This window comes from Sphingopyxis sp. BSNA05, from assembly GCF_013265645.1.
Lineage (GTDB): Bacteria > Pseudomonadota > Alphaproteobacteria > Sphingomonadales > Sphingomonadaceae > Parasphingorhabdus.
In genome coordinates this window covers 1-24,963 of the sequence record NZ_PYIA01000136.1, presented here as the reverse complement: position 1 = coordinate 24,963, position 24,963 = coordinate 1, and the positions used below count along the sequence as shown (strand labels likewise).

22 protein-coding genes and 5 pseudogenes are annotated in these 24,963 nt (G+C 58.3%); 12 read left to right on the top strand and 15 right to left on the bottom strand.

Annotation, left to right across the window (positions count from 1 at the left end; all coding sequences use genetic code 11):
- Positions 1–35: 35 nt before the first annotated feature.
- The 4 genes from C8024_RS15580 to C8024_RS15565 are packed head-to-tail and all read right to left on the bottom strand — an operon-like array spanning position 36 to position 4,563.
- A complete protein-coding gene (locus C8024_RS15580; RefSeq protein ID WP_173206812.1) occupies positions 36–1,904 on the bottom strand; it encodes an AMP-binding protein in 1,869 nt (622 codons plus the stop codon).
- A gap of 10 nt (positions 1,905–1,914) precedes the next feature.
- Entirely contained in the window at positions 1,915–2,310 is a 396-nt protein-coding gene (locus C8024_RS15575; RefSeq protein ID WP_164089262.1) for a 2,4'-dihydroxyacetophenone dioxygenase family protein, read from the bottom strand.
- 22 nt (positions 2,311–2,332) lie between these two features.
- Positions 2,333–3,526: a TonB-dependent receptor gene (locus C8024_RS15570; protein ID WP_173206810.1), complete on the bottom strand. Its 1,194-nt coding sequence runs from the start codon at positions 3,524–3,526 to the stop codon at positions 2,333–2,335.
- Entirely contained in the window at positions 3,523–4,563 is a 1,041-nt protein-coding gene (locus C8024_RS15565; RefSeq protein WP_173206808.1) for a TonB-dependent receptor plug domain-containing protein, read from the bottom strand. Before C8024_RS15565 ends, C8024_RS15570 begins: the two co-directional genes overlap by 4 nt.
- Before the next feature lie 311 nt (positions 4,564–4,874).
- Between C8024_RS15565 and C8024_RS15560 the strand changes: the two genes are divergently transcribed.
- The 6 genes and pseudogenes from C8024_RS15560 (at position 4,875) to C8024_RS15535 (ending at position 9,606) form a co-directional block, all read left to right on the top strand.
- On the top strand, positions 4,875–5,774 hold the full coding sequence (locus tag C8024_RS15560; protein ID WP_173206806.1) for a helix-turn-helix domain-containing protein: 900 nt from the start codon (positions 4,875–4,877) through the stop codon (positions 5,772–5,774).
- A gap of 115 nt (positions 5,775–5,889) precedes the next feature.
- Positions 5,890–6,675 carry a glucose 1-dehydrogenase gene (locus C8024_RS15555; protein ID WP_173206804.1) on the top strand — a complete coding sequence of 262 codons (786 nt, stop codon included), beginning with the start codon at positions 5,890–5,892 and terminating at the stop codon, positions 6,673–6,675.
- Positions 6,672–7,655 (top strand): thiamine pyrophosphate-dependent dehydrogenase E1 component subunit alpha, encoded by a 984-nt coding sequence (locus C8024_RS15550; RefSeq protein WP_173206802.1) that lies wholly within the window; start codon positions 6,672–6,674, stop codon positions 7,653–7,655. The genes C8024_RS15555 and C8024_RS15550 overlap by 4 nt, the downstream gene beginning before the upstream one ends.
- A pseudogene (locus C8024_RS15545) lies at positions 7,609–8,690 on the top strand (alpha-ketoacid dehydrogenase subunit beta). The gene C8024_RS15550 and the pseudogene C8024_RS15545 overlap by 47 nt, the downstream one beginning before the upstream one ends.
- Entirely contained in the window at positions 8,687–8,917 is a 231-nt protein-coding gene (locus C8024_RS15540) for a biotin/lipoyl-containing protein (RefSeq protein WP_100095047.1), read from the top strand. Before C8024_RS15545 ends, C8024_RS15540 begins: the two are co-directional and overlap by 4 nt.
- Positions 8,917–9,606, top strand: a complete 690-nt coding sequence (locus tag C8024_RS15535) for a hypothetical protein (RefSeq protein WP_173206800.1) — start codon at positions 8,917–8,919, stop codon at positions 9,604–9,606. The genes C8024_RS15540 and C8024_RS15535 overlap by 1 nt, the downstream gene beginning before the upstream one ends.
- 110 nt (positions 9,607–9,716) lie before the next feature.
- Here C8024_RS15535 and C8024_RS15530 read toward each other — a convergent pair whose 3' ends face one another.
- Together C8024_RS15530 and C8024_RS15525 are read right to left on the bottom strand one after the other, a co-directional pair.
- Positions 9,717–10,280, bottom strand: a complete 564-nt coding sequence (locus C8024_RS15530) for an isoprenylcysteine carboxylmethyltransferase family protein (RefSeq protein WP_173206797.1) — start codon at positions 10,278–10,280, stop codon at positions 9,717–9,719.
- Positions 10,277–10,927 (bottom strand): annotated as a pseudogene (locus tag C8024_RS15525) (cation transporter). Before C8024_RS15525 ends, C8024_RS15530 begins: the two are co-directional and overlap by 4 nt.
- A 66-nt stretch (positions 10,928–10,993) precedes the next feature.
- Here C8024_RS15525 and C8024_RS15520 point away from each other — a divergent pair.
- Positions 10,994–11,385 (top strand): annotated as a pseudogene (locus tag C8024_RS15520) (helix-turn-helix domain-containing protein).
- Between the two features lie 158 nt (positions 11,386–11,543).
- Entirely contained in the window at positions 11,544–12,440 is an 897-nt protein-coding gene (locus C8024_RS15515; protein WP_367947381.1) for an IS1595 family transposase, read from the top strand.
- A 158-nt stretch (positions 12,441–12,598) separates the two neighbouring features.
- Here C8024_RS15515 and C8024_RS15510 read toward each other — a convergent pair whose 3' ends face one another.
- Together C8024_RS15510 and C8024_RS15505 are read right to left on the bottom strand one after the other, a co-directional pair.
- Positions 12,599–13,171 carry a hypothetical protein gene (locus C8024_RS15510; protein WP_173206792.1) on the bottom strand — a complete coding sequence of 191 codons (573 nt, stop codon included), beginning with the start codon at positions 13,169–13,171 and terminating at the stop codon, positions 12,599–12,601.
- A gap of 496 nt (positions 13,172–13,667) precedes the next feature.
- Positions 13,668–13,988 (bottom strand): hypothetical protein, encoded by a 321-nt coding sequence (locus C8024_RS15505; protein WP_173206789.1) that lies wholly within the window; start codon positions 13,986–13,988, stop codon positions 13,668–13,670.
- 201 nt (positions 13,989–14,189) lie between these two features.
- On the opposite strand from C8024_RS15505, the pseudogene lexA reads away from it, so the two are divergent.
- A pseudogene (gene lexA, locus C8024_RS15500) lies at positions 14,190–14,881 on the top strand (transcriptional repressor LexA).
- Here the strand turns inward: lexA and C8024_RS15490 are convergent.
- Positions 14,875–17,091: a ComEC/Rec2 family competence protein gene (locus C8024_RS15490; RefSeq protein ID WP_254305997.1), complete on the bottom strand. Its 2,217-nt coding sequence runs from the start codon at positions 17,089–17,091 to the stop codon at positions 14,875–14,877. The pseudogene lexA and the gene C8024_RS15490 overlap by 7 nt on opposite strands.
- Before the next feature lie 70 nt (positions 17,092–17,161).
- Between C8024_RS15490 and gltX the strand changes: the two genes are divergently transcribed.
- Positions 17,162–18,601: a glutamate--tRNA ligase gene (gltX, locus tag C8024_RS15485; protein WP_173206780.1), complete on the top strand. Its 1,440-nt coding sequence runs from the start codon at positions 17,162–17,164 to the stop codon at positions 18,599–18,601.
- Positions 18,591–19,874 carry a citrate synthase gene (locus tag C8024_RS15480; protein WP_100095053.1) on the top strand — a complete coding sequence of 428 codons (1,284 nt, stop codon included), beginning with the start codon at positions 18,591–18,593 and terminating at the stop codon, positions 19,872–19,874. The genes gltX and C8024_RS15480 overlap by 11 nt, the downstream gene beginning before the upstream one ends.
- Before the next feature lie 45 nt (positions 19,875–19,919).
- Here the strand turns inward: C8024_RS15480 and C8024_RS15475 are convergent, their stop codons facing one another.
- The 6 genes from C8024_RS15475 to C8024_RS15450 all read right to left on the bottom strand — a co-directional run bounded on the left by C8024_RS15475 (position 19,920) and on the right by C8024_RS15450 (position 24,592).
- Positions 19,920–20,582 carry a sensor histidine kinase KdpD gene (locus C8024_RS15475; protein ID WP_173206777.1) on the bottom strand — a complete coding sequence of 221 codons (663 nt, stop codon included), beginning with the start codon at positions 20,580–20,582 and terminating at the stop codon, positions 19,920–19,922.
- A gap of 20 nt (positions 20,583–20,602) precedes the next feature.
- Entirely contained in the window at positions 20,603–21,301 is a 699-nt protein-coding gene (locus tag C8024_RS15470; protein ID WP_173206774.1) for a hypothetical protein, read from the bottom strand.
- Positions 21,302–21,315: 14 nt separating this feature from the next.
- On the bottom strand, positions 21,316–22,356 hold the full coding sequence (locus tag C8024_RS15465) for a hypothetical protein (RefSeq protein ID WP_173206771.1): 1,041 nt from the start codon (positions 22,354–22,356) through the stop codon (positions 21,316–21,318).
- Between the two features lie 44 nt (positions 22,357–22,400).
- Entirely contained in the window at positions 22,401–23,633 is a 1,233-nt protein-coding gene (locus C8024_RS15460; protein WP_173206768.1) for a hypothetical protein, read from the bottom strand.
- Positions 23,634–23,747: 114 nt separating this feature from the next.
- Positions 23,748–24,155, bottom strand: coding sequence for a hypothetical protein (locus C8024_RS15455; RefSeq protein WP_173206765.1), 408 nt, complete (start codon positions 24,153–24,155; stop codon positions 23,748–23,750).
- A 128-nt stretch (positions 24,156–24,283) separates the two neighbouring features.
- On the bottom strand, positions 24,284–24,592 hold the full coding sequence (locus tag C8024_RS15450; protein WP_100095058.1) for an Hpt domain-containing protein: 309 nt from the start codon (positions 24,590–24,592) through the stop codon (positions 24,284–24,286).
- Between the two features lie 69 nt (positions 24,593–24,661).
- Between C8024_RS15450 and C8024_RS15445 the strand changes: the two are divergent.
- Positions 24,662–24,963: pseudogene (locus C8024_RS15445) on the top strand (hypothetical protein); the annotation flags it as partial.

The following is a 24,963-nucleotide window of genomic DNA, read 5'->3' as shown; positions in this document are numbered from 1 at the left end:
GATATATTATATAGCCGTTTCCCGCGCGCCTATCGCTAGCCCCCGGCGTTTCTGACCTTGGCAAATATGGTCTCGATCGCTTCGGGATTTTCGATCGTGTTGGGCATTACGACGTCCTGGCCGTTGGCGATCGCGCGCAACGACGAACGCAGGATCTTTCCGGATCGCGTCTTCGGCAAGGCGGCGACGACATGGATGGTCCGCACCGATGCAACGGCTCCTATTTCCGAGCGGACATGCGCGATACAGTTTGCCGCCAGCTCGCTTTCGTCCATCTGCGCAGATGCGACAACAAAGGCGACCGGAATCATTCCCTTGAGTGGATCGTCGGCGCCGATCACGGCGCATTCGGAAACCCCCTCCACCTCGGCCAGCGCGCCTTCCATCTGACCGGTGGACAACCTGTGCCCGGCAACATTGATGATATCGTCGGTCCGGCCCATCACATGCATAAAACCATCGACATCGCAGAATCCCGCATCGCCGGTTTCATAATAGCCGGGATAGGATGAAAAGGCTTTCTGGAAGCCTTCCTCATTGCCCCAGAGGCTCTGGTAGCAACCCGGCGGCAAGGGGCATTTTATGACGATATTGCCGACATTCCCCTGGGCGACTTCCTCGCCATTTTCGTCCACAACATGAAACCGGTAGCCCGGCACCGGGAAACCGGCGCTGCCGGCCTTTCGCCGCACATCGCCCAGACCCAGGCTGGTCGCCAGCGCGGGCCACCCCAGTTCCGTCTGCCACCAGTGATCGATGACCGGTCGACCCAGGCGCTTCTCCAGCCATTTTATCGTATCCGGATCGGCGCGTTCACCGGCCAGAAACACCGCCCGGAGCGAGGGCAAGTCGCTTGCCGGATAGAACGCGCCATCCTCGTCTTCCTTGCGAATGGCGCGGATAGCGGTTGGAGCGGTGAAAAATACAGAGACCCTGTTGCGCTCGATAACCCGCCAGAATTCCCCGGCATCCGGCGTGCCCACCGGCTTGCCCTCATAGAGGACCACGGTGGCACCCGCGAACAGCGGCGCATAGACAATATAGCTGTGGCCGACCACCCAGCCGACGTCGGAAGCCGCCCAGAAACATTCGCCGGGCTTCAGGCCGTAAATATGGCGCATGCTCCACTCGAGCGCCACTGCATGTCCGCCATTGTCGCGCACCACCCCTTTCGGCGTTCCGGTGGTGCCCGATGTATAAAGGATATAGAGCGGGTCGGAGGACATCAGGGGAACGCATTCGGCGGGCTTGGCCTTGGCAAGCTGTTCCGACCAGTCCTGCGCCCAGCCATCGCCGAGGTCGGCACGCAGAGTCTCGCGCTGGAACAGCAGCACGGCCGGCACCGGGTGCCTGGCCTGCGCCAGACTCTCGACCACCAGCGGCTGGTAGGGAATGACTTTCTGGCCTTCTATTCCGCAGGATGCGGTGAGCAATAATCTGGGCTCCGCGTCATCGATCCGTTTCGCCAGTTCTGGCGGGGCAAAACCGCCGAACACGACCGAATGTATTGCCCCGATCCGCGCGCAGGCAAGCATGGCGAACAGGGTTTGCGGGATCATCGGCATGTAGATGATCACGCGGTCACCCTTCCCCACGCCTTGCGCCGCGATCATGCCGGCGGTTCTTGCGACCTCCGCCTGCAATTCGCGATAGGTAAATGTCTGCCGCCGTCCGGTAACCGGGCTTTCGTAAATGACCGCATTCTGGTCCGCCCTGCCCGCGTCGACATGGCGGTCCACGGCATTGTAGCAGCTATTCAGCTGGCCATCGGGAAACCAGCTGCTGCTGTCCTCGTCCCAGCCGATAGTCGGCGCTGCAATCCAGTCGATGTCCGATGAGGCTTCCAGCCAGAAACGATCCGGATCGGCGATAGTATCCGCTATGGACTTTTCATATTCATGCATCGGCAGCAGCTTATCCGTTCGACAGCTCGGTTAAAAGAGAATGATCCAATATCGATGTCACATTGTCTTCGTCATCGAGGAAAACGACCGGACCGTGATTGGTGAAATAGAGCTCGGTATATTCCGGAAAAGCCGTATGGTCGTGGATAACATCCAGCGGCTCATAGCCATAGGTGCCTTCGAGCGCCACGCCCATGCGATATTCCATCTTGCCCTTGACCACATAATATTCTCCCGCACCGAGATGTCGGTGCCGGGGAAAAAAGCTGCCGGGCTGGCAACGCAACAACACTGTCCATCTTCCCGTTTCCTTGCTGGCAAAGAAAAGCTTGAATTCGATCCCCTCCACCAGATTGGACCAGCCAATATCTTCGGGAGTGGTCAGCAGTTCAGGCACAATTTCCATGGTTATATCCTGTCTTCTGGGGTTAGAAAGTAAGCCGGAGCTCGGCACCATAGGTGGCGCGTTCGCCGTAATAGCGCGGCACGAAGCCGAAACCGCGCAGGTCGGTCGCGTCGACGATATAGGCCTTGTTGGTGACATTTTTGGCCCAGGCCGCCAGCTCCCAGCCATTGTCCGGATCGGAGAGCGAGGCCCGCAGATTGAGCAGCCCGTAGCCCTCGCCGGAACTGATCAGCGGATCCTCGGCATTATTATAGAATTTCTTGCCGGTGTAATTATATTCGGCCCGCCAGCGCGTTTCGAAGCGCCCGACCGGCACGGTAACCTGGGCGTTGGCCGACAGCGTGAATTTTGGCGCGCCCGGCATGCTGTTACCGGAGAAATCCCGGGGCAAGCCGGAGACCGGATCAACCGCTCCGGACTGGTAATTTTTGAACTCGGCATCCAGAAGGCCGAAATTCAGGCCGAGATCGAGCCAGTTAGTCGGGGTCGCGAACGCCTCGACTTCTATGCCCTTGATCTTCGCATCGGCGGCATTGTCGAGGCCCAGGGTCGGCACGGCACTGCCTGCCTGTGTGTTGACCGACAGGACCTGCAGATCGCTGTAATCATAATAGAAGGCGGCGACGTTCAGTCTCAGATTGCGGTCGAACAGGGTCGATTTGAAGCCGACTTCGTAGGAAATCAGGGTTTCCGGATCGACCTGTGTGCGCTCCGCGATATTGGTGATAATCCCGATATTGAAGCCACCAGCCTTGAACCCTTTGTCAACGCTGACATAGGCCAGCACGTCATCGGTGACATCATAATCTGCCGAAAGCCGCCAGGAGAATGACTTGTAGGAATCGCTGAGCCTGGCGAATGGTACCAGCGGGATGGGATCGCCATTGGCAATATCGTCATCGAAAAATCCGGAGATCAGGTCGGCCTGATGGGTCGACCGGACCTTGTCGATCGTATAGCGGGCGCCAACGGTGAGGCGCAACTCGGGCAATACCGAATAGGTTGCCTGGCCAAAGGCGGCATAGGCCTTGTTCTTGCGGGTGGCCTGGGTGATCACCGGCAAGGCGCCCTGGGCGAAGGTCAGTTCACCGAGCAGATCGGCATTGCTGCGCGCGTCAAAATCCTCGTAGAAATAATAGAGGCCGGCGATCGCATTGAGGGTGCCGTCGTCATAGGAAAGCTGGAATTCCTGGGTGAACTGTTCGGCATCCGTCAAAAGGTGATTTCATCGATCCGGAACGGTCCGCCATCGACATCCACGCCATTGTCGACGTCGCTCTTGTCATAGCCGGTCAGGGAGCGGATCGACCAGTCGCCGAAATCATGCTGCGCGACGAAATTGACGAAGACATTGTCCGAATGATTGCGTGAAGGACCATTGAAATTGAGCAAGCGCTCGTCGTCGGGGAAAGGATCCGTATAGCCGAACAGATCGGCTCCGTTGATCGTGCCCACCGGCTTGTTTTCCAGATAGTCGCTGCGATCCCGGCCGCCGCCGACGGTCAGCCGGAGATCAGTATCGGGGCCGGGGCGCAGGCGGAAAATCGCGCGCGCCGCGGCTTCGTCGACATCGATCGCGTCCGTGCCGTCGAACCGGTTGAATTTTTCGCCATCCCGTTTGCGGACCATGCCGGCGACCCGGACCGAGAATCCGTCGGTGATCGGCAGCGATGCGGCCACCTCGCCTTCAAACAGGCTGAAACGGCCATAGCCGAAACGGGCATTCCCCTCGAACCGGTCGTCTGGCAATTTGGAGAAAAACTGGATCGCACCGCCAGTGGCATTCTTGCCGAACAATGTGCCCTGCGGGCCACGGACGACTTCTATCCGTTCCAGATCGAACAGCGAGAAAATCTGGCTGCCGGTGGATGCCACCACGACGTCATCGCGATACACGCTGATCGGACCGATCGATGAACTGTTGAAATCATTATTGCCGACGCCGCGAATGAATATATTCGGCACCCCGCCAAATGTCTTGATTTCAAGATTGGGGACCTGGTCGCCGATCGAAAGGCTGTTGGTGAACCCGGAGTCGGCAATCATCTGCGTATCGAAGGCGGACACGGACACCGGCACATCCTGCAAATTCTGCGCCCGCTTCTGCGCCGTGACCACGATGACATTGACGCCGCCGCTCTGCTCGTCGGTATCGACATTGTCCGGCACGGCCTGAGCCAGCGCGGTGCCGTGGGCAAGCAATGAAACCGATGCAAGGGATGCAGCTAGGGTTGCGCGACAAATATTGTTCATTTCTTTTCCTTCTCCTGAACGGTGAGCCGTCTTGAGTGCGGCTATCCAGTTGCCCGTTTACTAGCCGGCGGAGGCTTGTTGTTTCTTGCTTGGGAACGGCGTCATTTTTGTATTCAGGTGAACCGACAGGTGCAAAATTGTTCCAGAGGGACACCAAACTTGGCAATTTGCGCCAGAAAACGTGACCGTCTTGCGCATGCCGCGCGGTCGTCGTAGCATCGACGCAGGAGAGGGAATATGAAGATAATTGAGGAAGAGAGCTGGCAGTCGGCCAGCCTGCCTCCGACCAGGCAATTGCCCGGTTTCAGGAAGTGCTCGACCGCACCCATTTTCACTGGGACCTGAAATCGGATCTCAATGACCGATATATAGCCGAAGTGCGCCGGCGGGCCGTGAACGACTATATGCTGACCCATATCGTGGCGGATCCGGTAACCGGATTCCGTTCGATGGACGATGTCAAGAAAAGCAATGACGCCTATTTCTGCCTGCTGTTTTTCACGCAGGGCGAATGTCTTCTTGAGCAAGGCGCCAATGAAACCGTCGTCACCAATGGCAAGATCGCGATCTGGGACAGCACCCGTCCGGCGAAATTCCAGAACACCAGCCGGTTGACCCAATATTCGATATTGATCCCGCGCGACAATGCCAAGATCATGATTCCCGGAATAGAGGATATGTGCGGGCTGAGCGTCGATGGCACCAAGGGGCTCGGATCGATTCTGCACTCCCATCTGGTGCAAATCCACCAGGCCATAGAACTGGTCGAACCGGAAGACCGGCCGGCCGTGTTGCGGGCCACGGTTGAGCTGGTTGCGGCGGCCTTCAAACCGGAAAGCGCCAACCGCTCGAGCACCGCTTTCCGGCAGGCCGTGCTGAACAGGGTACAGGAATATATAGTGGCCAATCTCGGTGAACCCGATCTTTCCCCGGCAACGGTGGCAGCGGCGTTCAAATTCAGCCCGCGCTATCTGCACCGGCTGTTCGAGGAATCCGACGAGAGCGCAGGTAGCTGGATTCGCAAGCGTCGCCTGCACGCCGCCAAGGCCGATCTCGGTGACGCGGGCAATAGCCGGTTGTCGGTCACCCAGATCGCGATGCGGCGCGGTTTTGCCGATGCTTCCCATTTCAGCCATGCGTTCCGGAAAGAATTCGGACAGTCGCCACGACAGTTCAAACAATCCTGCCGGAGCAGTGATCCGCGCGCCTGAGCCCATCGCTCCGTTACCAGTTCGCCCAGAATCAACTTTGTTGCCCCGCTGACACAAGCGGACTGGCAAGCGTTCGCCTATTTCCCACAGTCAGAAAAATAAAGAGGATGGGATTATGGCAGGCAGACTGCAAGACAAGGTCGTATGTATAACCGGCGCGGCGCAGGGCATTGGCGCCGGAATCGCCGAAGCCATGGCGCAGGAAGGCGCCCGGATCATTATCGGCGACGTCAATGACGAAGGCGCCGGGGCGCTCGCAGCGCGCATCGGGGCAACCGCTCTGCATCTGGACGTGTCCTCGCCAGAGGACTGGCAGGCCATGGCAGACCATGTCGCCGGGCATTTCGGCAAGCTCGACATTTTGGTTAACAATGCCGGACTGGAACTGGTAAAACCGATGCAGGACCATAGTCTGGCGGACTGGCGCAAGGTCATGTCCGTAAACGTGGACGGCATTTTTCTGGGCTGCAAGACGCTCGAGGCGATGCTCCGCGAATCGGGCAAATCCGGTTCCTCTGCCTCGGTGATCAATATTTCCTCGATCGCCGGTATCGTCGGCTACCCGGATCAACTGGCCTATAATACGTCGAAAGGTGCTGTGCGCCACATGTCGAAAAGCCTGGCGATCGAATGGGCGGCGCACGGCGACGCGATCCGCTGCAATTCGATCCATCCCGGCTGCATCCGCACCCCGATGCTGGAAATGGCGGTGGAAGGATGGGTCGAGAACGGATCGGTACCGGCCGATGATCCATGGACGGCGATCGCGGCGCTATGTCCGCTGAACCGGGTCGGCATGCCGGAAGATATCGCCATGGGCGCCGTCTATCTCGGCTCCGACGAATCGCGCTTTGTCACCGGCATCGAACTGGTGATCGACGGCGGGTGGGTGGCCCGATGAGCAGCAACCACAGCAAGCGCCTCTGGATGTATGCCCAGATGGTCAAGAGCCGCCATTTCGAGGATATGATCAAGCCCGCCTATTTCGAAGGCAAGACTCCGGTCTTCAATATGGCGAAGGGCCCGCTGCCCGGCGAGATGCATCTGTCCGACGGGCAAGAGCCTTGCGCCGTCGGCATATGCGCCCATTTGCGCCCCGATGATATCGTCACCGCCACTCACAGGCCGCATCATATCGCGATTGCAAAGGGGGTCGACCTCAACGCCATGGCTGCCGAGATTTTCGGCAAGAAGGACGGGCTGGCCGGCGGACGCGGCGGCCATATGCACCTGTTCGATCCAGCGGTGAATTTTTCCTGCTCGGGCATTATCGCCCAGGGTATGGGGCCGGCTGTCGGTGCCGCCATGGCCGCCCGGATGCGGGGCAGCGATGCTGTCGCTGTTGCTTTTCTGGGCGAAGGCGCGGCCAATCAGGGGGCTTTTCACGAAAGCCTCAATCTCGCGTCAGTATGGAAGGCCCCGGTGGTATTTGTCATCGAGGACAATAGCTATGGCATTTCCGTTCCCAAAAGCGCCTGCACAGCGGTTGCCAGCAACGCCGATAGAGCAGCGGGCTATGCCATGCCCGGCCATCATGTCGGCGGCAATGATCCCGACGCCATATATGAAGCGGCAGGGATCGCGATTGAACGGGCGAGGTCCGGTTCCGGCCCAAGCCTGATCGAGATTGAGACCAGCCGGCTGGAGGGCCATTTCATGGGCGATCCGGAAGGCTATCGACCGAAGGACGAAGTCAGGCGGCTGAAGGAAATCGATCCCATACCCGCCTACCGGACCCGGTTGCTCGAAGCGGGATTCGAAGAGAGTGAGCTGGATCGCGCGGAAAGCGAAGCCCGCGGCCTGGTCGACCAGGCCTTCTCCTTTGCCCGCAGCAATGATTATCCCAAACCCAAGGAGGCTTTTGACCATGTCTTTGCCTGATCAAACCATCGAAAAACCCGCTGCAGAACGCAGGCTGACCATCGCCAAGGCAATGAGCGAGGCTCTGGCACAGGAAATGGAGCGCGATCCGTCCGTTCTGGTGATTGGCGAGGATATCGGGAAAATGGGCGGCGTCTTTGGCACGACCACCGGACTGTTCGAAACCTTCGGCGAAGATCGCGTCCGCGACACGCCGATTTCCGAAACCGCCTTTATCGGTGCGGCCGTCGGCATGGCCGCCTCTGGATTGCGACCGGTCGTGGAACTGATGTTCGTCGATTTCTTCGGCGTCTGCATGGACGCGATCTACAATCTGGCCGCCAAGCAAAGCTATTTTTCCGGCGGCAAAGTCTCCTGTCCGATGGTGCTGATGACCTCCGTCGGCGGCGGCTATGGCGATGCTGGCCAGCACAGCCAGTGCCTCTACGCCACATTCGGACATTTGCCAGGCATGAAGGTGGTCATCCCCTCCAACGCCCATGATGCCAAGGGCCTGATGCTCTCTGCCATCCGCGACGACAATCCGGTGATCTTCATGTTCCACAAGGCCCTGCAGGGCATGGGCTGGCTGGGAACCGTTGCCGGCTCGATCAACCACACACCGGAAAGCGAATATTGCGTGCCGATCGGCAAGGCCTCGGTCGTTCGCGAAGGAAGCGATATTACCATCGTCGGCCTCGGCGCCACGGTGCACCAGGCGCTGGCGGCGGCCGGAAGGCTCGACGAGGCCGGGATCAGCGCCGAAGTCGTCGATTTGCGGACGATAGCGCCACTGGACCGGGAATCGATCCTGGCCTCGGTCACAAAACCGGCCGGCTGCTGGTGGTCGATGATGATTATCTCAGCTTCGGCATCGGCGCGGAAATCATCGCGACAATATGTGAAACATTGCCTGGCCCGCTGAAATGCCCGCCGCAACGTATCGCCCACCCCGATATTCCCATTCCCTTCACGCCGGTAATGGAACATTTCCTGCTGCCCGATGCCGGAAAGATCGAGAGCAGGGTCATCGCCATGATGGGAGAACAGAAATGACCGATATATTGGTGCCGCAAGGCCAGTGGGAGCCGGATCAGGAAGCGGCCCTCGCCACCTGGCTCTATGGGGAAGGCGAAACCGTTCAGGAAGGCGTGACCGTCGCCGAAATCATGGTCGAGAAAACCAGCTTTGAAATCCCTGCCCCGGCCAGCGGCGCGCTATCCATCACTGTGGCAGAGGATGAAATCGTCACTCCCGGGCAAGTGGTCGGCTCGATAGGATAATGGCCTCGACGATGGAGCGCGATCTCGTCCGCCGCCTGGCGCGTGCGATTTCGCCCGGCACGCCGATCGAGACTTGTTCGGGACAGCGGGCGATCGATGACGAGGATGCGCTGATCGACAGGGTCGCCGCCCAGCCCTCCGGATCTTCCTGCCTCAGGATCTGGGAGAACCGGAACTGCCTAGTGACGACGCGTCCCGTTGCCAGACGGGCAGGCTTCGCCGAGGCGGCGGACGCCAGCGCCAGATCAGGCTGGCCCGTCCATGTCCGCTCGTCCGGCGGCTCGACCGTTATCCACCGGCCCGGCATATTGAACATCACTCTGGCGGTTGCCGCGGGCAATCAGCCGGTGCAGCCCGATGCAAGCTACCAAGGCCTGATCAGATTGCTGCAGGACGCTTTGGGGAAACTGTATATCGATGCCACTGTCGGTCCGGTCGAGGGGTCCTATTGCGACGGCAGCTATAACCTGTGCCTGAACCGCAGAAAGATCGCCGGAACCGCATCGCGCATCGTCCGCCGACAGGGCCAGACCGCCTATATCTGCCACGCTTCCATAGCGGTTTACGGCTCGCCCGAGCGCGATATTGCCCTGATCCGCAAGTTCGAGCGGGAACTGGGGCTGCGCCATAGATATGCGATAGACAGCCACACGACCCTTGTTAACATGATGGAAGCAATCGTCGCGTGAGGAGGCCGGATTGCGGCTTTTCGCGAAATACGTCTGTCACCAAGCCGCGTTTTTTTCCAAATGCTTTGCGCCATCCCATCGGAAGAGAATTTCGGGCGATCAATCCAGGATCATTTGGAAATTTTGATCCAGCGGGGTACATCGTGGCAAAACTGCTCGTAGGCAGAGCCAAAATTTTTGCCCAGATGCGCTTCCTCGATCCGGACCTGCGCATGGCAGGCCAGCGTGAATGCAAGCAATGCAACCCAGCCCCACCAAATGCTGGCACTCAAGGCGATGCCGAGGCCGAGCAATATCATCCCGGCGAATATGGGGTTGCGGCTGAACCGGAACAGTCCATGCCGCACGAACAGCGGCGCGTCTCCGTCGCGCACACCCACGCGCCAGGCCCGGCCCATCTGTATTTGGGAGACAATCACTATAACCGTGCCCGCCACCGCCAGCAGTGCACCGCCCGAGGCAAATCTGGTAGCAGGCTGCATCGCAGCCAGCCCGCTCGCGACTCCCAGAACGGCGATACTGATCGCAAATAGAAGCCCGGCCAAACGCTGTCTGCCCTTCGCCGCGCCAAATGCCCAGGCCCTGTCGCCGGTCGAACGGGCTACGGAATAGCCACGCCAGACCGAAGCAAGGAATACAATAATCAACGCGGTAACGGGTACAGCCTGTATCATCTGGCCTCTCCCACCGCGATTCCGCTCTTCTTAACGGATTGCAGTTCGCTTCGAGCCTGCCTTATGATTTGAATGCCGCCGGTAATGGCCAGACCCGCCATAATGGCGGCCACTCCGAGATCGGGCCACGCGCTGCCGGTCTGCGCAACGCCAAGCGCGGCGGCAAGCACTGCAACATTGCTGATCGCGTCATTGCGCGAACAGATCCACACCGACCGCATGTTCGCGTCGCCCGTCCGGTAGCGAAAGAGCATCAGGCGACGCCGACATTCACAAGCAGCGCCAGTGTTCCGACGATGCCCATGGTCTCGGCAACCGGCGTCGTGCCGCTGAAAAACGCCCATAAGGCAGACCCCAGCACCCATAGGCCGAAAAGCAATATCGTTGCCCCCTTGAACAACGCCGCTCGCGAACGCCATGCCAGCGCCATTCCAGCCACACCAAGCTGATTGCATAATTGAAAGCATCGCCAAAAAAGTCCAGCGCATCGGCCTGAAGCGCCCGTGAATCGGCCTGAACACCAGCGCCCATTTCCACAAAAACATCGCAGCATTGAGGATAAGCGCGATCCACAGGATGCGCCGCCAGCGTTTGTCATTCAGCGCATCTCCCGTTCCACAGGCATCGGCGCAGCAACTATCGGACATGGTTTTCCTCGACAAATTTCGATTCGCCGATATTTATGGACCCTGTAGTAACTATAGGGTCAAGCGATGAAAATTGGAGCACTGGCAAAGGCGACAAGGACAAAGGTTGAAACCGTCCGCTATTATGAGAAAATCGGCCTGCTGCCACCTCCTGCACGGACAAGCGCAAATTACCGCGATTACGGGAGCAACCATCTCGCGAGGCTTTCCTTCATTCGCCGCGCCCGGAATCTCGGATTCACCCTGAAGGCGCTGCGCGAATTGCTCGACCTGTCGGACAATGAAGATCAATCCTGTGAAGCGGTTGATGACATTGCGAGCAGGCATCTTGCCGAGATCGATCAAAAATTGACGACCTGACGACGCTGCGTTCCGAGCTAGGCCGGATGATCGGTGCCTGCCAGCATGGAACCGTAGGCGAATGCAAAATCATCGAGACGCTGGCACCGCGAATCTAGAGACGGCTGTGGCAGGGCAACCTGTGACAGAAAGCACGAATAGCCGCCTTCGGGGCAAAGCTTTCATCCCGCCATATCTCCGGATCTTCACCCCATAGATTAATCACTTCCCGCTTAGTGATTATCCCCTTGCCATACGTAGTCAAATTTGCTACATAATGGACATGAAACAGAAACCTCTCACAATCGCACAATTCTTTCGGCAATTCCCTGATGACGAGACTTGCTTGCAGCATATCTTTGATGTTCGTTTCGGACAGGGCTACGAATGCCCAAAGTGCAAAAAGGCTTCAAACTGGTATCGGATCAAAGCCGAGCGCGCCTATTCCTGCCAATGGTGCGGCCACCACCTGCACCCGACTGTCGGCACTCCCTTTGAAAAGAGCCGGACGCCTTTGCAGCTTTGGTTCTATGCGATCTATCTGTTCACCACCACGCGCCACGGCGTTGCAGCCAAGGAATTGGAGCGCCAGCTAGGCGTCACCTACAAGACCGCATGGCGCATGGCTGGCCTTATCCGTGAACATATGGCCGATGTAGACGGCGAAAATCCCCTTGGCGGCTTTATGAAAATCGTTGAAGTGGACGAAACCTATATCGGCGGTGTCAATCATGGTGGCGGTCCCGGCAACAAAGACGGCAAGACAGCGATCATGGGCATGATGCAGCGCAACGGCGAAGTCATGACGGTTGTTATCCCCAATCGCCGCAAATCGACGCTACAGGGCAATATCGTTGCCAACGTGCTGCCTCATACCGAAATCCATACCGATGATTTCATGAGCTATGCTGGCCTTGACGGAACGGGTCACAAATATTGGCACAAGACGGTCAATCACAGCGAGAAGCAGTGGGTTAGCCCTACCGGCACGACCACCAACGGCATTGAAGGTTTCTGGTCACAGTTGAAGCGCGGTATCTTTGGCACTCACATTCACGTTTCGCCGCATCATCTTTGGAAATATGCCAAGGAAGCGGAGTATCGCTTCAATCGTCGCCACCGTCCCGAGACGATGTTTTTGGAACTGGTTTCGACTTACCAACCATTGACTTGAGTGTTGCCGCAATGGCGGCTTCATCGCCGTCATGGTCGGCTTCGTGTTCCTTGATGAACTCTTTGAGTTTGCCCTTTTCTCGGGCTTCTTTAAGTGTTGTCATTCTTTAGCTTTCGACTTTTGCTCAATCAAAATATCGAGTTTATCATCCATTGAATCTATAGAATCTCTCTGAGAATCAATAGATTGCTGCTGATTCCTATCGGCCATCTTTGAATCGATAATAGCATCATTGAATCCGGCAGCGGCTGAAGCTGCCCCATCAACCCTATCACCCGTCCAAGAGAGTATGCCAAAATAGCACCTACCGCACCGAACATTCCCACAACGATTGTGCCGACACCTTTCCAAATTGTGCTAGATTGAGGCAATCCATTCAATTTCATCTCGATTGGAGATAATATGCCCTGGAAATCTGACTTAATTTCAGCTTTTAACTGGCCCATTCTCGCCTCCATGACTTCGGATGTTACAAACTCAACCCTTGATTGAACTGGAGTTACAAAGGACCTTACCTCCCCTGAAGATGTGTTCGCGGAAAACGTTATAGTTTCTGGCGGCTGCTCACCATCGCCTTGAGTCGCGCCGGTCATTTTTGGGACCAAAATAGTGGCTTCCACCATCTCACGGAAACCGCCTCCAGAATCATAAAGAGCTTTCAAAAAACGTACGGTATTTTGCGCCTCTGCCTCAAATATCCACTCGCAGTTATTAAAGCCGTTATTCACCAAAGCGGGAGGCGCCCTCCTTCATAGATCAATTTACAGTTCACAAATTCAGTATCTCTGAATGTTCCGTAGTCCAACTTGATAACTTCGTCAGACACCACCCTACGATCTTTTTCGGCCATAGAACCCTTACCCTCATTTTGAGAGAAGGATATGATATGCAAAGCGGGTTAAGTCAATTAAGTGTGCAAATAAGGCGTTCGCTAAAAGTTTGGCTGCGAATCCGAATTTGTCAAATAGACGCTTGCTGATTTTTCTACCTTAATCACGGTAATTGTTTAATCCAATCCCGAGACCACGAATCCGGCTTTTTTCATTCCTAGGCCGGTCCCCTTATCTACGATAATAGTGATTCTCATAAAATGACAGTCTGTGAAGGTGCAATCTTCTAGAAATGGCACACCAGTTAGTTTATTTGCATCTACTGCGATCACATCCCCACATTCTGAAAATTCGTTGTTATCAAGGTGCCCACCCATAATTCCAATAGCGCCCGGGCCTACAAATTGGCAGCCTGCAAATCTCTTTTTGAGTGGAGCATCGGACCAGGCAATTCTAAGTCGCTGATCTTTATAATTCTGTTTTCGAAGGCAATTGCCAGTGGATTAATTTGTGTGGGTTGTGCTGTGAGTGCCGTCAAGTAATCAGAATGCTTCACCTGTCGATTAGCCCATTGCATAATAGCGAGGATAATCGCGACAATCAAACCGGCCAGTAATCCTGCGCCGATCCACGCTAGCGGTCCAAATTGGGCAATTATTGGAGTATTTTTGCTAGCCAACTGGTCATGCCGGCGCTCCCGCCGACCAAGAGCAGCCATATTGCCTGTCCAAAAATTTGAGCCACAGACGCGCCGCTATCAAAAACCGACAGGGCTTTGAAAAATTTATGCATGATTGCATATCGATAATAATCATAGAATTGTCAATACGTATGCGCAGGGGATAATCACTTCCCGCTTGACTTCCCCCGTTTTGTTTCTTAATTGTTCCTTATTCGTTCCCAGAACAGGACACCGGACATGCTCACGCAAAAGCAACATGAACTTCTCTGTTTCATCGATGACAGGCTGAAGGATAGCGGCGTTTCTCCCTCGTTCGAGGAAATGAAGGAAGCGCTCGGGCTCAAGTCCAAGTCGGGCATTCACCGGTTGATCAGCGCGCTCGAGGAGCGGCACTTCATCCGCCGCCTGCCCAACCGGGCGCGCGCTTTGGAAGTGTTGAAACTGCCCGAGGGCGGCGTGCACGAGGCGGAGCCATCCAATGTCGTTGCGCTGCACCCGGAAACGCCGGTGCGCGAAGTGATCTCCAATCCCGCTCCGGCGGCCAATAATGACGTGCTGGAAATTCCGTTGCACGGCCGGATTGCCGCCGGCGCCCGATCGAGGCGATGGAGGGCCAGTCCGCGCTCAGCGTCCCTGCCGCCCTGCTCGGCCCCGGCGAACATTATGCGCTGGAAGTGTCCGGCGATTCGATGATCGACGCCGGTATCCTCGATGGCGATTATGCGCTGATCCAGAAAACCGAAGTGGCGCGCGACGGCGAGATTGTCGTCGCCCTGATCCATGATGAAGAAGCCACGTTAAAATATCTGCACAAGGACGGTGTCCGGGTGCGCCTTGATCCCGCCAACGCCGCCTATGAACCGCAGATCTACGGCGCGGGCGAAGTGCGCATTCAGGGCAAGATGGCCGGATTGCTGCGCCGCTACTGATCGCGGTCGCCGCTGGTCGCGTCTCCACTCGCGGCAGTTCGATAGCGGGTCCATATATGCCTGCCGGTCCAGCCGAGCGCGGTGGCTATTTTCCTGTTTTCCAGATCGATGGTCATGCCGCCAACCTGCGACAGCAGATGACGGTCGGCTTTCAGCCAGCGCGGCCGGCAGCTGTCCGGGAGCCGGCGGTCGCTGACCACGATATCGGCGCGGCGACAGGCAGCCGCCAGCGCGAGCGCCGGGATATAGTGACCGCTGCGCGTCGCCAATATCTGCCAGTCTCGTCCGCCGGCCGATACGGTCGCCAGACAGCTGTCAGCATTGCAGATGGCGTTCGGCCAGTCGTCCAGCGCCTGTGATTCCCCCTCGATACCGGCATTTTCGCGGATCATGTCGCGAATGAAGTCGCCGCTGCGGCTGCGCAACATCGCCAACTCGCCCCGGTCATTGCGGATCGCGACATGGCGCCCGTCACCGGTGATATAGAGATCGGGCGCGCGGGTGGTGGCGATGACCAGCCCGCCGAGCAGCATCGGAACCAGCCCCCAATAGCGCCAGCGCTCCCGCCACAGGCAGAGCCACAGTCCGCCGAGCAGCACCAGCGCGAATGCGATCACCTTCATGGTCGGCAGCATCGTCACCGCGCCGGGCCGGCTCGACACAAAATGGGCCAGCGCGATCAGGCTGCTCAAGGCCTGTTCGCAGAGCCACCAGACCGGCGCGCCAAGACCCACGCTGTCCAGCAGCAGAGCCAGCGCCTCCAATGGCATGATCACGAATGTTGTCAGCGGAATGGCGACGATATTGGCCAGCGCGCCGTAAAGCCCCGCCTTGTGAAAATGGTAGAGCGCAATCGGCATCAGCGCGATTTCCACCACCAGACCGGTCAGGAACAGGGCAAAGACGAACCGTCCGGCGCGGCGCAGCAGGCTTTCCTCGCGCAGCATCAGCAGCGCCTTGATCCGTGGATGCTCGTGCAGCGCGATAATCGCGGTGACCGCCGCGAAACTCAACTGAAAACTGGGTCCGACCAGCGATTCGGGCCAGAAGATCAAAACGAAGAGCGCCCCGGCAGCAACCATCCGCAGAGTGATTGCGCTGCGCCCCATCATCAACGCCACCAGCACCAGCAGGGCCGCGACGCAGGCCCGGATCGTCGGCACCTGCGCTCCGGTCATCAGCGTATAGGTAACCGCCGCCAGAGCCGCGCAGGCCGCCGCAACGATCGGCAAGCGGAAGCGCAGCGCCAGCATGGGCGACAGGGCGAGCGTCTTGAGCACCAGCAGATAGATCGCCCCGACCACCGCGGTCACATGCAGCCCGCTGATCGAGAGCAGATGCGCCAGCCCGCTGCGCCGCATCGCCTCGGCATCCGCGTCGTCAATAGCGCCGCGATCCCCGGTGGCTAGGGTGGCGCCAATCGCACCGGCGGCACCGGACATCTGCGTCTGTACGTGAGCCGAAAGCCGCTGCCGGTATCGGGACAGCGCGAAAACCGGGTCCGCAGCGCGCAATATCCGGATTTCTCCCAGCGCCTGCCCGGTCGCGCCGAGCCCCTGAAACCAGGCGCGCTCGGAAAAATCATAGGCACCGGGCAGCGCCGGCATGGCCGGCGGCATCAGCCGCGCGCGCAGTTGGATCAGGGCGCCGTCCTGCAAACCGGGACCGGCCCGATCCAGCGGCACATTGACCCGTACGCGTGGCGGCAACCCCGAATTTTCACCGGTGCGCAGCGTCAGCCGGACCATATCGCGCGCTAACACCGGTTCGACCCGCTCGATTTCCGCATTGAACGTGGTGACAATCGGTCGTTCCAGCACCGGCGCGGCAACGCTCCAAGAACGCAGCCAGATCAGCGCGCAGCCGGCCGCCGCCAGCAGCGCGAACCAGAACAGCGCCTTGCCGAGCCGCGTGGCGCCTCCGCTGGTCAATGCAAACAGGGCAATCCCGCCGCACAGGCTGGTGAAGGCCAGCCACCAGGCGCTATTGGCGAGATTATACCAGGCGGCAATGCCGCAGCCGAGCGCCACCGGCACCCAGAGAGGCAGCTGGTCCCGCTCCTTCTCGAGCTGCATTTCAATCAGTTTGGAGAGTTGTTTATCGCGCCATAAATCAGACAATTGTCGCGGGTGAAACAGCGTGCTAAGGGCGGTGCCAGTCGATCCGGAACCGGTGCCTGTGGTGCCATTCGGGCTCAATCCATCCCGCATTTCAAAATCCTATCACAGGGATCATGCAAGCGTGAATTCAAATTATGCTGAACAGCCGAAAGAGACAAATATGGTCGTAACCCGCTTTGCCCCCTCCCCGACCGGGTTCCTGCATATCGGCGGCGCCCGGACGGCGATGTTCAACTGGCTGTTCGCCCGCCATCATGGCGGCAAGGCGCTGCTGCGCATCGAAGATACCGATAAGGCCCGCTCGACGCAGGAAGCGATTGATGCGATTTCCGATGGGCTCGACTGGCTCGGTCTCGACTGGGACGGCGAAACGGTGTTCCAGTCCGAACGCGCGGCGCGCCACGCCGAAGTCGCCCACGAACTGCTGGCATCGGGCAATGCCTATAAATGTTTCGCAACCCAGGAAGAGCTGGCCGCCATGCGCGAGCAGCAGCGGGCCGAGAAAAAGCCGATGCGCTATGACGGCCGCTGGCGCGATCGCGATCCGTCGGAAGCGCCGGATGGCGCGCCTTATGCGATCCGCCTGAAAACCGAAACCGCCGGCAAGGTCACCATTGCCGATATGGTCCAGGGCGATGTCTCGGTCCAGAACAGCGAGATTGATGATTTCATTCTGCTGCGCTCGGATGGCACGCCAACCTATATGCTCGCCGTCGTCGTCGACGATCATGACATGGGCGTCACCCATCTGATTCGCGGCGACGATCATCTCAACAATGCCTTTCGCCAACTGGCGCTGATCCGCGCGATGGGCTGGGACGAGCCCGCCTATGCCCATATCCCGCTGATCCACGGCAATGACGGGGCGAAATTGTCCAAGCGGCACGGCGCGCTGGGCGTCGAGGCCTATCGCGACATGGGCATATTGTCGGATGCGATGTTCAACTATCTGCTGCGGCTCGGCTGGGGCCATGGCGATGACGAAATCATCTCGCGGGAACAGGCGATAGAATGGTTCGACCTGTCCGGCGTCGGCAAATCTCCTTCGCGTTTCGACACCAAGAAGCTGCAAAATTTGAACGGCCATTATATGCGCGAAGCGGCCGATAATGATCTGGTTCGCCTCGCGACACCCTGGATTGAACAGGATTTGGGCAGGCCTCTGGCGTTATCGGAGACGGAATTGCTGGGTCAGGCGATGCCGGTTTTGAAAAGCCGGGCGAAAAATCTGGTCGAATTGGCCGGATCCAGTCTTTTTCTCTTTAAAAAACGCCCACTTGGCCTCGACGAACGGGCAGAAAATCTGCTAGACGCTGACGCACGGACGCTGCTTAAATCGATTCACCTTGACTTGACCGATCTGGAAGACTGGACGCTCGAGGCAACGGAAGAAGTCATAAAAGCGATCGCGGAGTCTGCCGAATTGGGGTTGGGAAAGCTCGCACAACCTATGCGAGCGGCACTGACAGGAAGTACCAGTTCACCCGGAATTTTTGACGTTCTGATACTTCTCGGCAAAGAGGAATCATTGGGACGTCTTGCAGATCAAATAGAAAAACCTGAGTTTCAGGAGCAGAAAGGACAATATCGTGGGCGATAACGCAAAATTCAGCATCAACGGCGACAATTTCGAATATCCGGTTCTGACGGGCACAGTGGGCCCCGATGTCGTTGATATCCGCAAATTATACGGCCAAACCGGTGCCTTCACCTATGACCCCGGCTTCACCTCGACCGCCAGTTGCGAATCCGAGCTGACCTTCATCGACGGCGGCGAAGGCGTTTTGCTCCACCGCGGCTATCCAATCGAGCAGCTTGCCGAACAGAGCAGCTTCATGGAAGTGGCACACCTCCTGCTGCGCGGCGAATTGCCGAGCGCGGACGAATATGCCGACTTCACCAACACGATCACCCGCCACACCATGGTGCACGAACAGTTGCGCGGTTTCTATCAGGGCTTCCGCCGCGATGCGCACCCGATGGCGATCATGTGCGGCGTGGTTGGCGCGCTGTCGGCTTTCTATCATGACAGCACCGACATCAACGATCCCGCCCAGCGGATGATCGCCAGCCACCGTCTCGTCGCCAAGATGCCGACCATCGCCGCCATGGCTTACAAATATTCGATCGGCCAGCCTTTCGTCTATCCGGACAATGAACTGTCCTATACCGGAAACTTCCTGCGCATGACCTTTGGTGTGCCGGCGGAAGAATATGAAGTGCACCCGGCCATTGAAAAAGCGATGGACCGGATCTTCATCCTCCACGCCGATCACGAACAGAACGCGTCGACCTCGACCGTGCGGCTCGCCGGTTCCTCGGGCGCCAACCCCTTTGCCTGCATCGCTGCCGGCATCGCCTGCCTCTGGGGCCCTGCCCATGGCGGCGCCAATGAAGCGGCGCTCAACATGCTGAAGGAAATCGGTCATCCCGATCGCATTCCGGAATATATTGCCCGCGCCAAGGACAAGGACGATCCGTTCCGCCTGATGGGCTTTGGCCATCGCGTTTACAAAAATTACGATCCGCGCGCATCGGTGATGCAGGAAACGGTTCGTGAAGTGTTCGAAACGCTCAAGGTCAAGGACCCCGTCTTTGACGTTGCCTTGCAACTGGAAGAAATGGCGCTCAACGATCCCTATTTCATCGACAAGAAGCTGTTCCCGAACGTCGATTTCTACTCGGGTATCATCCTGTCGGCGATCGGCTTCCCGACCTCGATGTTCACCGTGCTCTTCGCCCTCGCCCGTACCGTCGGCTGGGTTGCGCAGTGGAACGAAATGATCTCCGATCCGGGCCAGCGTATCGGTCGCCCCCGTCAGCTGTACACGGGTCCCGCGAAGCGCGACTATGTACCGATCGACAAGCGGTAATCCTGATCAAAATATGGAAAAAGGGGGGCGTTTCGCTCCCCTTTTTTATGCTGGCTTCCGTTCCGGCAGGGACAGGGTGAAGGTCGCCCCCTCGCCGGCTTCGCTGGCCACGGTCAGGCTGCCGCCCATTGCGCCGGCCAGCCGGCGGGAAATAAAGAGTCCCAGCCCGCTACCGCCATCGCCCGACCGTCCGAGACGCTCGAACTTCTCGAAAATCAGTTCCTGGTCTTCCGCGGCAACGCCATCTCCCTGATCGCTGACGGCGATCCGGGCAAATCCATCTTGGCCGGACACGCGCAGCTTTATCACTGAACCGTCGGGCGAATAGCGGATTGCGTTGCCGATCAGATTGACGAGAATTTGCAGCGTCCGGCGGAATTCACCGCTGGCTGGACATTTTTCGCTCTCGTTGGGCAGATCGATACGGATGTGATGATCAGCCGCCTTGACCGCCAGCAGGCCGGCTGCGCGGTGCGCCAGATCCACCAGATCGATATCGTCACCGGCGACGGTGAATTCGGGCCGTTCGATGGCCTCGAGATCAGACAGATCGTTGACGAGGTCGAGCAAGTGCCGGCCAGCCGAGGCGATATCCTTGGCATAGCTGGCATAATCTCCGCGTAGCGGACCTTCGAGTTTGCTGCTGATCGTTTCGGCATTGGCGATAATCTTGCCCAGCGGCTGGCGCAGCGCCGGGCCCAGCTGCATCCCGAACAGACTGTCGCTGATCAGCTTGCCGCCACCATTTTTACGGCCGTTGCGCTGGAGGGCGGACGGTCCGCCGCGTCGGCCGGCGTTGCGGTGAAGCGGTAGCCTGCAAACAGGCCGGTCTTGTCGATCAGCGGATTGCCCTGCAGCACGAACAGGCGTTCCGCACCGCTCTTCTGCCGCATGCGCTGATTGCGGATCGGCTGACGCTCGGCCACGGCTTCCAGCAAATCGGTATGGGCCGACGGCGGAACCACGTCATATATTTCGAGCAAAGAGTGGCCGATGACGTCAAAATCCTGCTCCGCCTCGCCCGACATCTGCTGGGCGATGATGCGCAGCGCCGCATCGGTGCGGATCGCGCCGCGTCCTTCCAGCCGGTCAAAGTCCCGTTCACGCGACGGATCGCTTTTCTCGCTCTCTTCGTGCGAATATTCCTTCCAGTCGATGATCGAAAGGTTGAGAGCCTCTGCCTTCTCCGGCGCGGCCAGGCGTGTCTCCACCCACATTTCAATGCGGGATTCGTCATCCGATGCCTGCACCGGACGCGAGAGATTCATGCCCAGTCGCCGACTGAGACGGCACAATTCAGCCAGTTCGGGCACGGCCAGCGGACCGCCTTCTCTACCGCCACAGCGCAGATGGAGCCGCATGAGCAGCGGGTCGGCCGACAGAAGCAATCCGTCGACATCCACCTGTCCCAGCACCGGCTCGGTCAATTTGCGATCCGTGCTCATTTACCAGGACTGCCCGGAAAATCATCGGAAAGCAGCCGTTCGGCATTCTGGAAAGCCTCGGGGGAGGCCCAGCGGGTGACCAGGGTCTGGCAGCGGTCCCGGTCGGTCTCGCCATAGGTCGCCCCGGTCAGGATATGGTCGCCGCCGTCGAGTGCGGCAAAAATCGACAAGGCTTCCTGAACCGGAAAATCCGCCGCCCGCATGACCACGACGAGCCGCGCCATATCGGGCTCGGCGGTAAAGGCGACAATCTGATCGCTGGTCAGGCCGGATTGCCGGGCCAGCCGCGCGATAAATAACGTCAGACCGTCTCTCATCGGATGGGGCACGGATATATTCTCGCCGCCGGCCTGATCGAGCAGCTGGGCCAGACGCTCGGCCTTGCGCGCCACGCCGGCGCTTTCGTCATGTGCAGCGAGCAGCCGTTCGGTTGCCTGCTGCAGCTGCGGGCCGGAAAAACCGGAGCGTCTGACAAGAGCGGCGGTGATCGGCCAGGCGAAGGCATAGGCGATTTCCGGTGACAGATCGGCCAGACTCGCCGCAATTTCACCGGTGGCGCCGGTGGTTTTGGATTGGGCGACAAGCAGTCCCATCGCCGCCTTGGCAACGGCGGGGTCCGCGTGATCGAGATGCCGGGTCAGGGTGGATTCGAGATCTTCCTGCGAAATTTTCTGCAGCAATCGCGCCGCGAGTTCGCTCTGCTGCGTCTTGACGAACAGGTTGCGGACGATTTCCGATGTCTTCAGCAGTCCGGATTGTTCCAGCATCGCGAAGCTTTGCCCGTTGCCGCGTTGCGCGATACCGAGCAACAGGTCATGGCTGACGCCCAGATCCCCGGTCACGATGGTACAGATGCGTTTTTCAATCTGCTCGACGACGCTGCGCAGATATTGCTGGGCATTGGAGCGCATGCGGTCGTTGAATATGACTTCGCTTTTCGGAAAAAGGGCTTGCGCAAAATCATCCGCCACGAACGAGGCTTTGTCGGCCATCGCGCTCGCGCGGCGGACAATATCATTGTGCTTGCTTCGATCCATCGGAAAAACTCGCTGTGCCATAGCTAGGCCGTACCCTAATGTGGTTAACAAGCCGCTAAGTCGAATATTCCGCTATTCGCTCTGCCGACTGGATGAATCCGGCAATTTTCCGGCCAGAAAGCGGTCGAGAAGGAGCGACAGGCCAGAGTAGAGCGCCGCAGCATAAATGCCATAGCTGATCGGTCCGAAAATCGCGGCGACGAGCAGGAGCAGCAGGACCAGCCGCATATCCGGCCGAGTGAGCGCGAACCGGACAGGCCCGGGTGCGCTCCTGAGCAGCAGCAGATGCGCGAGCAGCAATGCAAAATAACGATATTCGGCATCAGGGTGGCCGCGTCGGATGCCTGCACCAGCAATATGCCAACGCCGCTGGCCACGACGAGATCGAGCGCGATTGCTGTCCAGTCCCGAAATTTGGCGACGCCGTCGAACTGCCGCATCGTGGTCCGGGCAAATTGGGCGGCACTGCCGAAAAACAGCAGCGCAAGCGCTGCGATCGCATAGCCGAAAGCAGCCATTCCGATACCAGCAAGTCCGGCAACCAGCGCAAATATCTGCAGATATTGCGGCGCGGCCCTTCTGCTCCACAGACGGGGAAGACTGCTTTTGATCAAGGGCCGCAACAGGAAGCGGTTCAGGAAATTGTCCTTTTCCGCAGGCATTTCCTTGAGCTTGCGTCGCGTATATTGCGTCGCACTGAGCGCGCTCTGGATATGGGAAATCGCCCCCGCCCCCATTCGCCGGTCCGAGATGATCGCGCGCGGACAATCGGCCTGAACCGCGGTCCGCAGCAGCGCCGACCCGATCTCCCATTCATCCGGAATATCGATCATAGCTACCAGCCGCGCTGCATTGAGCGAGACTATGCCAAGCCAGCGCTGGTTCAGATCAATGCGCTCGAATTCCTGATATTCCTCGGCATGCAGCACGGTGAACAGCAATTCCTGCGGCGCCCCGCTCAGCTGACCGACGACCTCTGCATTGGGAATGATACCATCGGCAATATAGACGATATGATCCTGATCACTGGCATATTGGACAAGGTCACTGGGGCTGCGGACATATTCTGCATCCAGCCCCTGCTGCTTCATCGCGTCGATTTTCTGCAGCAGCGCACCGTGGGTGACCGGGCAGAGAAAGACAAATTTTTCACAGCCGAAGCGCTGCGCGGCCTGGATCTGCAAATCCAGCAAAGTACCGGCGAACAACGGCAGCAGGGCGATGGGCCCCTGTCCGTCGAGATCGTCTTTTGCCAGAGAAATCAGAGCCAGTTTCACAAGTTTCGGGTCCCGAACGGAGAAAAGGAAGCATGTTCCTGCCCATATATGGTGGCATCGTGACATGCCAAGCGATAATCAGAAATGTTTCGGTTGGAGTTTGCTTCTGGATGATTAGCGGTCGTTCAGATGTGCATTAAACCGCACTTCCCCGATTTCGTTTTCGTGCCGACTAGCGAACCGATATACCAGTAAGGCAGCGCCCGCTGTCAGAACTGCAACGGCCAGGAGCAGTTGTAGATTGCCTTTGGATGAGTAGTCATTGGCAAGGAATATAATCGCTGCCCCGCCGGTTGCCAGCACAATCCAAGTGCCACTCCAAGCAGCAGAAGATTCTTTGTAGTCGCTGGAGCGCCTATTCTTCCATTCAACAATGGTTAGAACCGCCATGAGAAGCCAAGATGCGAGCTGTATATAACCAGACACTTGCCCCGGATCTGCGATGATCAAATTCTCAAGAAGGAGCCACCAGCCAAACAAGACCAAAGCAAGTGCAGCGAGGACTATCTTCGCATATTTCATTGGGCCTTCATAACTGAGAGATGCGGGCTGGGCAATATCTGCAACCGGGGCGGAAGCGAAAACCGGGCCCGTGACATTTCCCGATATTCCAGCGACGCCGACGAACTCGACACGCCGGAGCCGGAATATCAGTCCCGGTGCGCTTCGACCGCTGAAACGGCGCGTTCCAGTTTCTGCAGGATGACCGGATCGCCCGGAGCGCTATGGGCTGCCTCGTCGGCGAGCTGGAGAATTTTGGTCGCAGAGAAGCTCGCGGCCAATCCTTTCAGACGCCAGGCGGCATATTCCCAGTTGGCATCGCAACGGGCTCTTCCAAGCAAATCGACTTGCCGTTTTGCGCTCTCCAGAAATGCCGCGCGCAATTCCGCGATAAGGGGTTGATCATCCCCCACCGCGGCCGTCAGAGCGGCATCCAAAGCTCCATAATCAAATGACATTCCTGCCGTTTACACGCAATATGGTTAACTTATGGTTTCTATGACCCGATATTGTGTTAAATAGTCCCCATGGCAGGTGAATCTAAGATAATCGGGATGTGGCGCGACCGCGACGAAAGTGCCGGCGACGACCAGACAGCAGCAACCGCAGGCGGTGAAAGTGACGTGCCCGAACAGGCATCGGAACAGCCTGATTTTTCTGAGGAATATCACGAAAATGGCGATGAATCGCCGGCCGGGCAATGGGACGAATATGCCGATGAGACGGCTTCTGCCCCTGCCCGCGCCCGCTTCATTCCGCTGCTGCTGTTAACCATGATCGGGCTCTGCTGGACCGGATTTTTCCTGTGGGCAAACCGCGACATTTTTAC

What these genes read in the sequence shown, in the direction of transcription:
- C8024_RS15580 (WP_173206812.1), bottom strand. Translation starts at nt 1,904, where the DNA reads ATGCATGAATATGAAAAGTCCATAGCGGATACTATCGCCGATCCGGAT.
- C8024_RS15575 (WP_164089262.1), bottom strand. Translation starts at nt 2,310, where the DNA reads ATGGAAATTGTGCCTGAACTGCTGACCACTCCCGAAGATATTGGCTGG.
- C8024_RS15565 (WP_173206808.1), bottom strand. Translation starts at nt 4,563, where the DNA reads ATGAACAATATTTGTCGCGCAACCCTAGCTGCATCCCTTGCATCGGTT.
- C8024_RS15555 (WP_173206804.1), top strand. Translation starts at nt 5,890, where the DNA reads ATGGCAGGCAGACTGCAAGACAAGGTCGTATGTATAACCGGCGCGGCG.
- C8024_RS15550 (WP_173206802.1), top strand. Translation starts at nt 6,672, where the DNA reads ATGAGCAGCAACCACAGCAAGCGCCTCTGGATGTATGCCCAGATGGTC.
- C8024_RS15540 (WP_100095047.1), top strand. Translation starts at nt 8,687, where the DNA reads ATGACCGATATATTGGTGCCGCAAGGCCAGTGGGAGCCGGATCAGGAA.
- C8024_RS15535 (WP_173206800.1), top strand. Translation starts at nt 8,917, where the DNA reads ATGGCCTCGACGATGGAGCGCGATCTCGTCCGCCGCCTGGCGCGTGCG.
- C8024_RS15530 (WP_173206797.1), bottom strand. Translation starts at nt 10,280, where the DNA reads ATGATACAGGCTGTACCCGTTACCGCGTTGATTATTGTATTCCTTGCT.
- C8024_RS15515 (WP_367947381.1), top strand. Translation starts at nt 11,544, where the DNA reads ATGGACATGAAACAGAAACCTCTCACAATCGCACAATTCTTTCGGCAA.
- C8024_RS15505 (WP_173206789.1), bottom strand. Translation starts at nt 13,988, where the DNA reads ATGGCTGCTCTTGGTCGGCGGGAGCGCCGGCATGACCAGTTGGCTAGC.
- C8024_RS15490 (WP_254305997.1), bottom strand. Translation starts at nt 17,091, where the DNA reads ATGCGGGATGGATTGAGCCCGAATGGCACCACAGGCACCGGTTCCGGA.
- gltX (WP_173206780.1), top strand. Translation starts at nt 17,162, where the DNA reads ATGGTCGTAACCCGCTTTGCCCCCTCCCCGACCGGGTTCCTGCATATC.
- C8024_RS15475 (WP_173206777.1), bottom strand. Translation starts at nt 20,582, where the DNA reads ATGCAGCTGGGCCCGGCGCTGCGCCAGCCGCTGGGCAAGATTATCGCC.
- C8024_RS15465 (WP_173206771.1), bottom strand. Translation starts at nt 22,356, where the DNA reads ATGGATCGAAGCAAGCACAATGATATTGTCCGCCGCGCGAGCGCGATG.
- C8024_RS15455 (WP_173206765.1), bottom strand. Translation starts at nt 24,155, where the DNA reads ATGAAATATGCGAAGATAGTCCTCGCTGCACTTGCTTTGGTCTTGTTT.
- C8024_RS15450 (WP_100095058.1), bottom strand. Translation starts at nt 24,592, where the DNA reads ATGTCATTTGATTATGGAGCTTTGGATGCCGCTCTGACGGCCGCGGTG.